The sequence below is a fragment of the Haloferula sp. BvORR071 genome (genome assembly GCF_000739615.1).
Classification (GTDB): Bacteria; Verrucomicrobiota; Verrucomicrobiia; order Verrucomicrobiales; family Akkermansiaceae; genus Haloferula.
In genome coordinates, this window is sequence record NZ_BATP01000004.1 from 98,858 (window position 1) to 111,537 (window position 12,680).

A 12,680-nucleotide genomic window follows, 5' to 3' on the forward strand; every position below is an offset into this window, starting at 1 on the left:
ACACACCGATTGGTGATTGGAAGATTGGTGATTGGTGATTTCCTCTCCCCACCATGTCCTCCGACATCCGCATCACCATCCACACCGACAAGGGCGATATCGACGGCACCATCTTCGCCTCGAAGGTGCCCATCACCTCGGCCAACTTCCTCAATCTCGCCAAGACCGGCTACTACGACGGCGTCAGCTTCCACCGCGTGATCGCCAACTTCATGATCCAGGGCGGCGATCCTACCGGCACCGGCCGCGGTGGCCCGGGCTACAAGTTCGCCGATGAGATCGACCGCTCGCTCAAGCACACCAAGGCGGGCATCTTCTCGATGGCAAATGCCGGCCCGAACACAAACGGCAGCCAGTTCTTCATCACCCACGGGGCCACCCCGCACCTTGATGGCAAGCACGCCGTCTTCGGCGAAGTCACCCAAGGCCAGGACGTGGTGAACAAGATCGCACAGGGCGACAAGATCAAGTCGATCACCCTCCACGACGACGTGGGCCCGCTCCTCGAGGAGCAGAAGGACCACGTCGAGCACTGGAACTCGATCCTCGCCAAGTGACCAAAATCGGACGCGATTCGCAGAATCGTTAAGTTCCCTTAACTATTAGCGGCCCTCGCTTATCGCCTCATAAGGCAGACGAGCGAGGGCATTTTATTGCACTTTTTTAGCCTATTAGGTGACTTTCCCGATCTAACAGCTCATCCAGGGGCCCCCGACTTCGCCTTCCGTGATCACGTAGATCGTCCGGAGCTTCTTGAATTTCGGATGGGTTGACCGCTTCATGAGCCCGTTCGCAGCCCCTTCCTGCGAACACTGTCATCCCCCAGACATTCCCCCCACATGAAGACCCCCCTGCTGACCGGCAGTGGGCGACTGATGGCCGGCATCTTCGCATGCCTGCTCACCATCGGTAGCTCGCCCGCCGCTGATACCAACGTGCCCACCGGCACCCTCACCGTGGATCGCGATCTCCTGCGGATCGGAACCAAGTCCCAGGTCACCTGGAACATCACCTACCCCACTCCCAACGTGACCAGCGTGATCGACATCGTGACCCCGAACACCGTCAAGCCGAAGCAAGACCTCACCATGAAGGTCCGTGTGCTTGGGGCCTCCTTCCAAGAGTCCGTCACCTCCTTCCTCCCGGTGGAAGTGATGATGAGCAAGAACAACAGCGCTTGGAGCCGCGTCTTCTACGGCCTGCAGAGCTCCGTGCTGCCAAACTTGGTCCTGACCTCCCAGACCGTGAAGAAGGGCGACCTGCTCAACTTCGGCGGCCGCGGCTACCGCGATAACAAGTGGCTGCCCCTCTACAACACCTCCCAGAACACCGACAACCTGGTGATGCTCAAGAACGGCGACCGCGTACCCTCCACAGTCCCGGCGCTGAATGGCAACACCATCGAGAGCTTCCTCAAGCCCTACATGGATACCTCCACCAAGGAGGTGAAGATCGGCGACCGCGACCTGATCCTGCTCATGGAACTTGGCCAGACCGACCCGAACAACTCGGGATTCGACCTTCAGGACCTCGTGGTTCTGGTGACCTTCGAGTGAACACCTCTTCCCCCAGCCGATGAAAAGTACTCTCTCCCTTCTCGCCGTCCTGACCGGGGCCGCACTCGCCGCACCGCCGATGACGGACCGCATCTCCCCGGAGCAAATGGCCCAGCGCCAGTCCTCTAACAACGCCTTCGCCGAGCTCCAGAAGCAGGCGCAGGCCGCGGAAAAGGAAGCCACGGTGGTCCGCCCCGGCGAACAATCCATCATCAATCAATCCGAAATCCTCCACGACGGCCAGCACTGGACCCTCGTTCCGAGGGGCGCGGTCCTCAATGTGCCGGCCCAGATGAAGCCGCGCGTCGGCACCAAGCCGCTCGGCACCTTGCTGTCCTGGACTGACTTCCTCACCGCCAACCGCGCGTGGATCTCCACCGAAGAAGTCAGCTACGACCAAGCCTGCGGCAAGAAGCCCCTGCCCGAAGCCCGCGTCGAATATTGGAAGAATCAAACCAGCGTGATCGTGGCCGTCTATCAGGGCGGGCCGATCTCCGTGAAACAAGTCGAACCCGCCCCCGCAACCACCCCAGCTGTCACCGCCAAATGAAAACATACCTTCTCCTCGGCGCAGTCCTTTGCACCCGTCTCCTTGCCGCGGGAGAAGGATACATGAACTTCGTGCGCCAAACCCAACAAGGCACCGGCGTAGTCTACTCGGTAAACGTGAGCCCCACCGGCAATGCGGCCTCCCAAGGTCTGCTGGAAACCGGCGGGGCCCTGTTCCAGCTCTGGACGATCGAGTCCGCTACCGCCAAGGAGTACCTGCTCGATCAGAAGCTGGTGGGTGCCTACATGCCCTCCGCCGCGATCACGATCAAGACTCAGGACCCCTACACCCTGCGTCCCCGGACCCGCGCCGACAAGCCCTTCACGGTGAGCATCAATGTCGCGGGCCTGGTCACCACCGGCAGCAATCTGCCGGATGCCGCCAAGCGCGTGCTGCTGGAGCAGCATGTGAAGAACTACACGGCAGCCAAGACATCCTACACCCTCGCCGAGGCCACCTCCGGCACCCCGAAGGCGAGTTCATCGATCTATACCAACGGCACCACCACCCTCAACTTCGCCTCCACCAACCTGACTGGTGCCGACCCGACCAAGGTCAGCGGTGAAGAATGGTTCGTGGTCCATGCATTGGCTGACGGCACCGTCGCCCAATCGCAGATCGCCAATGCCAACGTCCAGGTCTGGCCTGTGGCATCCGGCAGCATCGCCGGCATCACGAATGGCGCCAGCCTGCGTGCCAAGCCGCCGCAGCTCACGGTGACCATGAACGACCTCTATCCGCGGAGCTTCACCTATCTCCAGGTCTATCCCGGTGCACCGGTGCTCGGCACCACCGGCACCCGCATCCTCACCTCGCAGAAGGTGATGGACCAAGCCCGCAGCGAAAGCATGGTGCTCACGATCCCCGACTACGAGGAAGTCTTCACCAAAGACGGTGCCTACACCATGGAACTCGTGACCGAGACACCCTTTGGCACGGATCGCCTTGCCTACGTCACCTTCACGGTGAGCCGCCAAATCGAAGTCCGTGCCATGCTCGGCGATCTCGAAGGCACCTGACCCATCTGGAAGCACTGCTGCTTCATCCCTACAATTCCCCCCAATAACAACCGGACCGGCCGATGGTCCCCGGAGGATGTGGTGCTCCCCCCAACGCGTCCTTCCGACTGTCGGCCGGTTCCGATTGTACCAAGGCTCCCACGGCTGAACCGCCGGGAGTTTTTGATTTTGTCACCAGGCTCTGCTTGCTTTGAGGCGCTCCAAGTCGCCCTCAGATCCAAGTGACAAACGATTCACCGCAAGCTCCAGAAAGTCCCTCCAGCCAAGCCCCTTCGTTCTCGGAGGCGCTGCGATTCTGGATCAAGCTCGGCTGGATCAGCTTCGGCGGTCCGGCCGGGCAGATCGCGATCATGCACAAGGAGATCGTCGAGCGCCGCCGCTGGCTGAGCGAAGACCACTTCCTGCACGCGCTGAATTTCTGCATGCTCTTGCCCGGCCCGGAGGCCCAGCAGCTCGCCACCTACCTCGGCTGGCGCTTGCACGGGGCACGCGGTGGGATCGCCGCGGGCGCGCTCTTCGTACTGCCCTCCATCTTCATCCTCTGGTCCCTGAGCTGGCTCTACATGGCGGGTGGCGACGTGAAAGCCATCCAAGGGCTCTTCTATGGACTGATGCCCGCGGTGATCGCGATCGTCATCTCCGCCGTGAAGCGCATCGGATCGAAGGCCCTGCGGACCCCTGCCCTTTGGGCACTGGCAGTCTGCTCCTTCGTGGCGATCTTCCACTTCAAGATCTCCTTCGTCATCATCATCATCAGTGCGGGATTGATCGGCCTGGTCGGCGGCAAGCTCTTCCCCAAACACTTCCCCGCAGCCAAGGGACATGCAAAAGCCGACAGCGGCGAGGGCCCGGTAATCGAGCTCCCGCCAGCGCACCCGGCCAGCTTCCGGCGCAGCGCCAAGATCCTCGTGCTCTGCCTGAGCTTGTGGTGGCTGCCGCTACTGCTTTGCGGCTGGCGGCTTGGCTGGCACAGCGTCCATTTCCAGGAGGGCCTCTTCTTCAGCAAGGCCGCACTCGTCACCGTCGGTGGTGCCTACGCAGTGCTGCCTTACGTTTCCCAGATGGCGGTCGATCACTTCGGCTGGCTGTCGCAGGAGCAAATGATCTCCGGACTCGGCCTTGCCGAGACCACCCCGGGCCCGCTGATCATGGTCCTGCAATTCGTCGGCTTCGTCGCCGGCTGGCAGCATCCGGGCGGCCTCTCTCCACTGCTATCCGCCACCCTCGGTGCACTTATCACCACCTGGGTGACCTTCCTGCCCTGCTTCCTTTTCGTCTTCCTCGGCGCGCCCCACGTCGAAGGCCTCCGCGAGCGCCCCACCATCGCCTCCATTCTAACAGCCATCACCGCCGCCGTGGTAGGCGTCATCCTGAATCTCGCCATCTGGTTCGCCTGGCACGCCCTTCGCCCCACGCCTCACAGCTTCGATTGGTTCGTCCTAGTCGTCGCCATCGCCGCCCTCATCGCCATGGAGCGCTTCAAGGCCGGCGTCGTCCCCACCCTGACAGCCTGCGCCGCCCTCGGTATGGTCTGGCACCTCATCGTCCGCTGACCTACCACCCATCAAGCGTTTCCTTCAAAATCGCATCCACCCTCTTCCGCTCCGACTCCTTCAAATAACTGAAGCTCGAGTCCTCCCCCGAGATCACCGCCTTCATCCCTGCAAATACCGCCTGCTTCACCCGCGGCGGCAGATCGCGGAAGGCCTGCGAGTAGACCATGTAGGAGCACCGGTTCTTGAAGATCCGATCGTAGAGATGGAACTCCACCAGCGAATCACCCGCCTTCGTCTTCGGGTAGCGCGCGGTGAATGCTTTCTGGAACTCCTCGCCGCCCACCAAGTCATCGCCGGGCTTCGCCTCGTCCTTGTAGAAGAGGCACTCCACGATCTTCGCGGCCATCCCATCCGCCACCCGACCCGCCGAACCTTGATCAGGATCAGCCTCGGGATCGATCGTCTTGCCGATGAAGCAGGCCCGCCGGTACTGCAGCGTCGCGGCATTCAGCAGGTTGTGCATCCGGCATTGGTGCTCCAGCACCATCAGCGCCACGATGTCGCTCGTCGGCCGCGGATACTTGCTCACATCGATGACCCCGCGCAGGTCGAGCAGGTCGCTCGGCTTAGGCTGGGCGTCGGCCCCTTCGGTGAAAGTACGGTTGCCTAGATGCCCCTGCGAACTCCGGCCGGTCACATAGTAGCCGCCCCAGCGCTCGGCCAGCGGCGTGTCGTGATTCACGTGCGAAGTCCCCATCGCGAGCAGCGGATGCCCCTCGGAATTCGGAAAGACAGAGCGCACCTGCACGCCCGGGATCCCCTCCGTCCGCGCGGTCCCGTGGCAGGACATGCACAGCGAGGTATCGCGCTCGACCTTCAGCTTCCCGTTCTCCTCGGTCTCAATGACGTAGAAGATGTCACCCAGCACCGGATCCTGCACGATCACCTCGATCGAGCCGCCCGGCACGTAGCCAACATAGGCATCATTCGAGAAAAACAGCGCCCGTGGGTTCTTCGGCTGGATCAGCGCGACCTGCAGGCTGGTCTTGGAGAATACCAGAATTTGGGATTCCTCAGGCACATCCAGCTCCTTGAGCACGAAGCGCAAACGCTCCAAGCCGGTCTTCCCCTCCACCTTCTTCTCCCCGGAGGCCAGCGCCGCCGCCAGCTTGGTCACGGAGTCGTTCGGCTTGGTGTCGGAGTAGCGGATCGGCGGCAAATCCCAGAAATCCGCGTCCCCTGACGCCACTTGCGCCAGCAGCACGGGAACCAAAAGCAGCCACTTCACGGAGAAATCAAACGGCATCGAAAGGCGGTTTCCTACGCGTATTTTTGCGAAGTTTGACCTAAGTCAATTCTCCCCCTCGGCGATTGAATTTCAGCAAGATACGCCACCCAACCCTGGGAAAGTCGTTCGGCCTCAGACGGGTGCGCTTGGATTTCGATGACCCGAGTGGGAAGTTTCATGTTCGGGCTCCGACTTATGCCTCCCACCCTTGACCCGGAGCCTTCTCCCCGCAAGTCTCCGCCCGCCTCATGCTTTCCGTCCACAATCTCCGCGTCGAATACGGCGCCCGCGTCCTGTTCTCGGACCTGACTTTCTCGATCCTGCCTCGGGAGCGCATCGCCTTTGCCGGCCACAACGGCGCGGGCAAGTCCACGCTCATGAAGGCCATCGCCGGGATCGTGGAGACCTCGGGCGGCAAGGTCGTGGTTCCCCGCAATGTCCGCGTCGGCTACCTGCCGCAGGAAGGCATCCACGTAAAAGGCATCAGCCTCTGGGATGAGACCATGCGCGCCTTCGGCGAGGCCCTCGCCCTGCAAGAGAAGATTGACCGCCTCTCCGCCGAGTTGGAGAAGCTCGATCCGCGCTCCTCCCCTTACGGCGACCTCCTGGAAGAAATCGGCACCCTTGAGTTGCAACTTGAGGATAGCGACCCCTCGCGCATGAAGCCGAAGGTCGAGTCCGTGCTCCAGGGCCTCGGCTTCAGCAAGGCCGACTTCGAGCGCGATTGCGCGGAGTTCTCCGGTGGCTGGCAGATGCGTATCGCCATGGCGAAGCTCTTCCTGCAGGAGCCCGAAGTCCTGCTGCTCGACGAACCGACGAACCACCTCGACATCGGCACCCAGCGCTGGGTGGAGCAGTACTTGGTGAACTACCCCGGTGCCATCCTCCTGATCTCGCACGATCGTGCACTGCTGGACATGCTCTGCACCCGCACCCTCGCCTTCCACCACGGCCGCTGCGAGGAATACGCGGGCAACTACACTTACTACGAGACGGAGTCCGTGATCCGCCGCGACATCCACGAAAAGCGCTACATCGCCCAGCAGCGCGAGATCGCGGATGTCCAGCGCTTCATCGATCGCTTCCGTGCCTCGGCCAATAAGGCCACGCTGGTGCAGTCGCGCGTCAAGATGCTGGAGAAGATCGAGCGCATTCCGCCGCCAGAGGCCGCGGATTCCGTGATGAACTTCAAGTTCCCGCCGCCGCCCGCCAGCGGCAATCTGGTCGCGAAGCTGGAGAATGTCTCGAAGGCTTACGGCAAGCTGCAGGTCTTCAAGAAATTCGGCTTCGAGATCAACCGCGGCGAACGCATGGCCATCGTCGGCCCGAACGGCGCGGGCAAGTCCACCTTCTGCCGGGTCATCACCGGCCAGGAAGAGCCGGACGATGGCACCCATGAGTTCGGCCTGCGTGTCGCCACCTCCTTCTTCTCGCAGAACCACGCCGATGAACTCGACCCGAACAAGAGCGTGCTCGAAACGGTGGAGGAAGTCGCCAGCCGCGAGTCCGGCCCCTATTGCCGGAATCTGTTAGGCTGCTTTCTCTTCCGCGGTGACGACGTCTTCAAGAAGGTCGGCGTGCTCTCCGGTGGTGAGCGCTCACGCGTCGCACTGGTGCGCATGCTCGTGGCACCCGCGAACTTCCTGATTCTCGACGAACCGACGAACCACCTCGACATGCAATCGCAGGAGGTGCTGCAACGTGCCTTGGCCGACTACGCGGGCACCGTGATGATCGTCTCGCACAACCGCGCCTTCCTCGATCCCGTCGTGCACAAGACCCTCGAGTTCCGTCCCGGCGAGGACCCGCGCTTGTTCCAAGGCAACATCACCTACTATCTGGAAAAGACCGCCGACGAGAAGTCCGGCCCGGTGCTCTCGACCCGCAGCCACGTTGCCACCGACGTCAAGGCTGGAGCCGCCACTTCAAGCGCTGCACCGAGCCGCAAGGACCAGAAGCGCATTGAGGCCGAGCAGCGCAAGATCCGCACCCAAGTGCTCAAGCCCTTGGAAGACGAACTCGCCACCGTCGAGAAGCGCATCGCCGACCTCGAAGCTGCCCAAGCCACCGCCACCGCCGACCTCTCCAAGCCCGAAGTCGTGGCATCGCCCGCCAAGTTCCGCCTCGTCAGCAATACCGTCGAGCAAGTCACGCAACGCCTCGAAGCCTCGATCTCGCGCTGGGAGCAGCTGAGTGAGGAGATCGAAGGCGTGAAGGCGAAGCTGGGGTAGCAGCGAATCGCCCCCAGATGCCCTGTGGAGAGCGGACACTCTTGTCCGCTCTTCTTTTGGGCCCCATCAGCTTCACGGATGGGGAACCCAAGAAAACCCGGTTGGGCTCGTTATCACCATCATGAAGCGACTGCCGCGAAAGGTCTGGGGTTATCTGCTCCTTTGCTTGGCAGTAGTTGCAGTCCTCGGCTGGGCAAGCCTACCGCCCAAGCCGCCTTACTCTGATGAGGCTGTCGACTTCAAAGCAGAACTGCTGCGGGCCATCTCCGAGTCCGAGCAGATCGAGGTAGTTGAGCACTCGTGGCCCTTCGACTTTGAGCATGCGGAAGGTGAGTTCATGGAAAACCCACCCAATACCGAATACCGCCGGGTTTCACTCGACGCAAATCAAAGGCAAGAGTTGCTCCATGTCTTCGATACCATGGCAGACGCCCCCAAGAATTCGTTCTCTGTCTGCCCTTTCGATCCCCATCATCGACTGGACCTTCAGACAAGGAGTGGCAAGAGGATTGCCATTCTCGTTTGCTTCAGTTGTGGGGACACGGAGTGGTATTCAGCACCAGCAGACGCGCCCGGGGAATTCCATGAGGTGAAAAAATTCCGGATTCCTCCCGAAGCATTCCAAGGGGTCTTGAAGCGCTACATCAAAGAGCTTGGATTCGAGGCTACCCGTGACTGGCACCAGCTTGCGAAAAGCGGAGCAGGGCAGATCGTAACTCCCGTCCCCTCGTATCGTCCGATCCTCGTCAGGAGTCTCCCAGAGGCGCCCCCATGAGGGCCGCTTCCTTCGTTGTCAGGTGGTCTTTCCCAAGGTTGACAGCCTCGCCCGTCATCGTCTTGGGGCTACGAAGAACAAGGCGGTCACCCCTAGGCTTCAAGAGGTGACCTCTTCCAGGTCTTGGGAGTTTGGAAGTGCACCGGGATTCACCTTCTCCCGAATCCTCCGGCACAGCTCGGTCAATTCCGCCCAACTCTCCGGCGGCATGGAGTCAGCCTCGGCCGTAAACTCATTCCCCATTTGCCCCGGACGATACACGCGAATCCGGATCATGTGGTCTTGGATGATCACCGAGTCCACATCCGCCAATCGCCATGCACCTCCGCTATTCCCGCTGAAGTCCAGTCGCTCGCCATCAAACGCGACGTATCCCGAACGGAAGGGGAACTTGAGCCGCTTGGATATCACCAAGCATCCCAAGACAAAGACGACTTGGAATCCGCCGACGCCCCACAATTCGGGCCGCCGCGCGATATGCGCGATGTATAAGGGCAAGGCCAAGGCCCAGAAACCGTACATCCACCGCGGAGTCGGCGGGCCTGTGATCTTCCACTCAACCCTCACTCCCCCACGCTGCCACAATCGCCGCGCCCTCGCGAGCGGATTTCAAGAGCTCCGCCCATCTAGGACAATGCCTAGGTAGGCAGGAGCCAATCGATCATCTAGTGTGCATGAGACCCGTTCCTCTCGGCCTAACCCAAGATGATCCAAGCCCCCTCACCGTCCCCGGCGAAGCCGTCGCTGCCTGCCAAGCCCAAGCGCTCGGTCTGGAAACGCATGGGCGGCGGTGCCCTGTCTATCTCCATCATCTTCCACATCATCCTTCTGGTCATCGGAATCTTTTGGGTGCTGAGAGTGATTAAGCCTCCGGACAAGGTCGTGGACTTCATGCCGCCGTCAGGCGGTGGCGGCGCACCCGATGCCCAGAAGGAAGCCAAGCAACGGCGGGTGCAGATAATGAAGCCGGACTTGGCCCGCATCGCAGCAGTCGGTACCAACTCCCAGCTGACCCTACCCGAGCCGGATCCCAGCGTGGAAATGAGCTCACTCCAAAGCCTGAGCTCAAGCCTCTCCTCCGGTATGGGTGGACACGGTAGCGGCGGTGGCCGGGGCGATGGCAATGGTAAAGGAGTAGGTAACGGCAGCGGCCTCGGGAATGGCATGGGCAGTGGCATGCAGAATCCCTTCGGCATGATCGGAGCCGCGGGCAATGCCCTCGTCGGAAACTTCTACGACCTGAAGCAGACCAAGGACGGCAAGCCCACCGGCGTCGACGAAGCGGGAGCCCTGAAGATCCTCTCCGAGTTCGTCAACTCCAGCCGCTGGAACGCCAAAGTCCTGGAGGAATACTACAAGGCTCCGAATACCCTCTATCAGACCAAGATCTACATCCCCATCATCAGCGCCGCGCTGGCACCGGAAGCTTTCGGCTGCGGCAAGGAAGTCCAGCCGGTCAACTGGGTGGCCCACTATCGCGGCATGGTCTCACCGCCGAAGTCGGGAAGGTTCCGCCTGGTCGGCCGTGCCGACAACGTGATGGTCGTGCGCTTCAACGGCAAGGTGGTGCTCGATGGCGGCGACTACTCGGCCGCGCTCGGCAGGATCATCTGGGACCCCACTTCCATCGCAACGCTAGCCGGCGGCTCTAACAACCGCGACATGGAAAAGGAGATGCGCCGCGGCGGATACGACATCCCGGTGAAGAGCTACCAATATCCGGACACCGGCCAATACAACGAGCGCGGCGGCGTGATGGTCGGCAAGGAGTTCACGGTGCGGGCAGGCCAGAGGTATCCCGTGGAGATCATCCTCAGCGAGCTGGGCGGCCTCTTCGGCGCATCACTCTTGATCGAAGAATCCGGCGCGAAGTACGAGAAGGCACCAAGCGGCGATCCCATCCTGCCGCTGTTTCAGTTCGACTCGAACCTTCCCAACGTTCCCAAGGAGGTCCGCGGGTCCCCGCCCTTCGATCCGAATGGACCGGTATGGAAAGTGGTGCTGGGAGAGGCACCTAACAGCATTTGATGAACTGTTAGACTGCAGGTCGGCATCAATGGCTCACCTTCCGTGCAAGGCAGCGCATTCGCGCCAACCCACTGACTGATCATTTTTCACCACCAGATTCCGACCAGCCGCTGATTCGGTGCAGATGAATTTGAGATCGCTCCCGGCTGCCTCAGCCTTGATCCAACGGGATTGAATTCTCAAACCCTGCTGCGCTTCGATCTCAGCGCATAGAGTGTCCAACTCAGGGCTGACTTTTTCTCCCCCGCTATATCGGGCCAGCCAGGTGCCTTCCATTTCGATCCGGCCTTCGAGCGCCTTCCGCTCGATGTGCCTGCCGGCCACGTAACCCATCGCGAGGAAAGCAAGCGCTCCCAAAAGCAATAACAGGAAACGGAGAAGGCCCCGCTTCACTTCCGCGGCCGCATCCCCATCACCAATCGCATCAAGCAAATCGGTACCAAGGAAATCCCCACCGCAGCCAAGGCGATCTTCAAGCCGGGATAAACCCGCGGCTTGTCGCACAGCAATCCTTCAAGAGCTTCCGCCACCACCTGCTCCTGCGGCACGAAGAACCATTCCCGCGCGCCGAAATTTTCGTCCTTGTTAGGATCGCGCCGCGCCACTTCACCGAACTCGGTATGCACCGGTCCGGGGCAAAGCGCCGTCACGGTGATCCCGTGCTCCTTGGCCTCAATCCGCAGCGCCTCGGAGAAGCTGGTCACATAAGCCTTGGTCGCCGCATAGACCGCGAAGTCCGGCATCGGCAACAAGCTCGCCAGCGAACTCACGTTGAGGATCGCGCCGCGCTTCTGCTCGATCATTGTCGGCAGGATCGCGTGGCTCAGGTGCGTCAACGCCTCGATGTTCAGGCGCAGCATCGCTTCCACCTTCATCCAGTCGGAGGTCGCGAATTCACCGTAATCCCCGAGACCGGCATTGTTCACCAGCAGATCTGGAACGAGCCCCTTTGAAAGCAAATGTCCCACCGCCTGCAAGCGTGCGGAGGGATCGGTGAGATCCGCCTCAAGCGGCATCACCCGCAGGCCGGGATGAGCCTTCTCCAGCTCACCGGCCAATTCGACCATGCGTGCCGAACGCCGCGCCACCAGTACCAGCACCGCACAATGCGGCGCCAGTTGGCGGGCAAACTCGGCTCCGATGCCGGCGGAAGCGCCGGTCACCAGAGCACAGGAATAGCGGACGTCAGGCACGCGTCAGTCAGTCAGTCAAACAGACACTAAGTCTCAGGCGACAGGCTCGGCCTGGGGCTGCTGGACCTGCACGATGCGCAGCGGCAAGCGCATCAGCAGCTCGCCATCGCAGCCGAGGTCGATCGAGTAGATGCCGCCCTTCGGGAAGCGCAGGCCCTGCAGGTTCATGATCACGTTGCGGGTCAGGAAGGGCGTGCCCGGCGGCAGTTGCACTTCGAACTCCGGCTCGATCGGCATGTTCTGCGGGTCGAGGGACTCGCCGTCTTCGTTGATGATGTTGATGGAAAGCTTGTGACGGCCGGCGTCTTCCTGCGTGAAGCAGAAGCGCAGGGCGAGGCTGCACATGGGGTGCACCACCGGGAGAGCGCGGGCGGCCAGCGTGTCGAAGGTTCCGGAAACCACGAGCTTGCCGTTGTAGTCAGCGGCGAAGTCGCAAAGGGTGGCGATTTGAATGTCCATGATCGGAAGGCTTGGGTCGTTTTGAATTTGCCCCCGTCATCGAGGGCAGGGGCTATGTGCCGCCAAAGTGACCTCGCGTCCAGTC

The 12,680-nt window shown here is 61.5% G+C and carries 13 protein-coding genes; 8 read left to right on the forward strand and 5 right to left on the reverse strand.

Features of this window, described 5'->3' with window-relative positions; all coding sequences use genetic code 11:
- Positions 1 to 53: 53 nt before the first annotated feature.
- The 5 genes from BV071_RS03700 to chrA all read left to right on the forward strand — a co-directional run bounded on the left by BV071_RS03700 (position 54) and on the right by chrA (position 4,678).
- Entirely contained in the window at positions 54 to 557 is a 504-nt protein-coding gene (locus tag BV071_RS03700) for a peptidylprolyl isomerase (protein WP_035602331.1), read from the forward strand.
- A gap of 282 nt (positions 558 to 839) precedes the next feature.
- Positions 840 to 1,556: a hypothetical protein gene (locus BV071_RS03705; protein WP_035602334.1), complete on the forward strand. Its 717-nt coding sequence runs from the start codon at positions 840 to 842 to the stop codon at positions 1,554 to 1,556.
- A gap of 19 nt (positions 1,557 to 1,575) precedes the next feature.
- Positions 1,576 to 2,106, forward strand: a complete 531-nt coding sequence (locus BV071_RS03710; protein ID WP_035602337.1) for a hypothetical protein — start codon at positions 1,576 to 1,578, stop codon at positions 2,104 to 2,106.
- The gene (locus BV071_RS03715) at positions 2,103 to 3,125 is read left to right on the forward strand and encodes a hypothetical protein (RefSeq protein ID WP_035602342.1); all 1,023 of its coding nucleotides are present in this window, start codon (positions 2,103 to 2,105) and stop codon (positions 3,123 to 3,125) included. Before BV071_RS03710 ends, BV071_RS03715 begins: the two co-directional genes overlap by 4 nt.
- Before the next feature lie 221 nt (positions 3,126 to 3,346).
- Positions 3,347 to 4,678 (forward strand): chromate efflux transporter, encoded by a 1,332-nt coding sequence (gene chrA / locus BV071_RS03720; protein ID WP_035602345.1) that lies wholly within the window; start codon positions 3,347 to 3,349, stop codon positions 4,676 to 4,678.
- A gap of 1 nt (position 4,679) precedes the next feature.
- Here chrA and BV071_RS03725 read toward each other — a convergent pair whose 3' ends face one another.
- Positions 4,680 to 5,909, reverse strand: coding sequence for a hypothetical protein (locus BV071_RS03725; protein WP_075090837.1), 1,230 nt, complete (start codon positions 5,907 to 5,909; stop codon positions 4,680 to 4,682).
- A gap of 248 nt (positions 5,910 to 6,157) precedes the next feature.
- Between BV071_RS03725 and BV071_RS03730 the strand changes: the two genes are divergently transcribed.
- Positions 6,158 to 8,140, forward strand: a complete 1,983-nt coding sequence (locus BV071_RS03730; RefSeq protein WP_035602348.1) for an ABC-F family ATP-binding cassette domain-containing protein — start codon at positions 6,158 to 6,160, stop codon at positions 8,138 to 8,140.
- 121 nt (positions 8,141 to 8,261) lie between these two features.
- Positions 8,262 to 8,915: a hypothetical protein gene (locus tag BV071_RS03735; protein WP_035602351.1), complete on the forward strand. Its 654-nt coding sequence runs from the start codon at positions 8,262 to 8,264 to the stop codon at positions 8,913 to 8,915.
- Between the two features lie 99 nt (positions 8,916 to 9,014).
- Here BV071_RS03735 and BV071_RS03740 read toward each other — a convergent pair whose 3' ends face one another.
- Positions 9,015 to 9,419 (reverse strand): hypothetical protein, encoded by a 405-nt coding sequence (locus tag BV071_RS03740; protein WP_265594042.1) that lies wholly within the window; start codon positions 9,417 to 9,419, stop codon positions 9,015 to 9,017.
- A gap of 201 nt (positions 9,420 to 9,620) precedes the next feature.
- Between BV071_RS03740 and BV071_RS32445 the strand changes: the two genes are divergently transcribed.
- Entirely contained in the window at positions 9,621 to 10,943 is a 1,323-nt protein-coding gene (locus BV071_RS32445; protein WP_265594043.1) for a hypothetical protein, read from the forward strand.
- Positions 10,944 to 10,976: 33 nt separating this feature from the next.
- On the opposite strand, the gene BV071_RS03750 is transcribed toward BV071_RS32445, so the two are convergent.
- The 3 genes from BV071_RS03750 to BV071_RS03760 are packed head-to-tail and all read right to left on the reverse strand — an operon-like array spanning position 10,977 to position 12,595.
- Positions 10,977 to 11,375 (reverse strand): hypothetical protein, encoded by a 399-nt coding sequence (locus BV071_RS03750; protein ID WP_035602357.1) that lies wholly within the window; start codon positions 11,373 to 11,375, stop codon positions 10,977 to 10,979.
- Positions 11,333 to 12,136 carry an SDR family oxidoreductase gene (locus BV071_RS03755; protein WP_035602360.1) on the reverse strand — a complete coding sequence of 268 codons (804 nt, stop codon included), beginning with the start codon at positions 12,134 to 12,136 and terminating at the stop codon, positions 11,333 to 11,335. Before BV071_RS03755 ends, BV071_RS03750 begins: the two co-directional genes overlap by 43 nt.
- Before the next feature lie 33 nt (positions 12,137 to 12,169).
- On the reverse strand, positions 12,170 to 12,595 hold the full coding sequence (locus tag BV071_RS03760) for a hypothetical protein (protein ID WP_035602363.1): 426 nt from the start codon (positions 12,593 to 12,595) through the stop codon (positions 12,170 to 12,172).
- Positions 12,596 to 12,680: the final 85 nt, after the last annotated feature.

Coding starts and splice junctions, on each gene's coding strand:
- BV071_RS03705 (WP_035602334.1), top strand. CDS start 840: ATGAAGACCCCCCTGCTGACCGGCAGTGGGCGACTGATGGCCGGCATC.
- BV071_RS03715 (WP_035602342.1), top strand. CDS start 2,103: ATGAAAACATACCTTCTCCTCGGCGCAGTCCTTTGCACCCGTCTCCTT.
- BV071_RS03730 (WP_035602348.1), top strand. CDS start 6,158: ATGCTTTCCGTCCACAATCTCCGCGTCGAATACGGCGCCCGCGTCCTG.
- BV071_RS03760 (WP_035602363.1), bottom strand. CDS start 12,595: ATGGACATTCAAATCGCCACCCTTTGCGACTTCGCCGCTGACTACAAC.
- BV071_RS03700 (WP_035602331.1), top strand. CDS start 54: ATGTCCTCCGACATCCGCATCACCATCCACACCGACAAGGGCGATATC.
- BV071_RS32445 (WP_265594043.1), top strand. CDS start 9,621: ATGATCCAAGCCCCCTCACCGTCCCCGGCGAAGCCGTCGCTGCCTGCC.
- BV071_RS03735 (WP_035602351.1), top strand. CDS start 8,262: ATGAAGCGACTGCCGCGAAAGGTCTGGGGTTATCTGCTCCTTTGCTTG.
- BV071_RS03710 (WP_035602337.1), top strand. CDS start 1,576: ATGAAAAGTACTCTCTCCCTTCTCGCCGTCCTGACCGGGGCCGCACTC.